Origin of the sequence: Nocardia concava NBRC 100430 (assembly GCF_000308815.1) — a bacterium.
Taxonomy (GTDB): domain Bacteria; phylum Actinomycetota; class Actinomycetes; order Mycobacteriales; family Mycobacteriaceae; genus Nocardia; species Nocardia concava.
Genome location: NZ_BAFX01000156.1, coordinates 1 through 238, shown reverse-complemented (window position 1 = coordinate 238; position 238 = coordinate 1). Strand labels below are relative to the sequence as shown.

Sequence of the window (238 nt, the reverse complement as noted above, 5' to 3'; positions counted from 1 at the left end):
GCAGGTCGGCGGGAACTCCAACGTTGGCGGGGATGCCAACGGTGGCGTGCAGGTCGGCGGGAATACCAATGTCGGCGGTGACGCCAATGGCGGTGTGCAGGTGGGCGGCAACACCAATGTCGGCGGCAATGCCAACGGTGGCGTGCAGGTCGGCGGGAACACGAACGTCGGCGGTGACGCCAACGGCGGCGTGCAGATCGGTGGCAATACGAACGTCGGCGGTGACGCCAATGGTGGT

At 66.8% G+C, this 238-nt stretch carries 1 pseudogene; it reads left to right on the top strand.

The annotated features are described in order from the left end of the window. Positions 1-238 (top strand): annotated as a pseudogene (locus ON43_RS35080) (hypothetical protein); the annotation flags it as partial.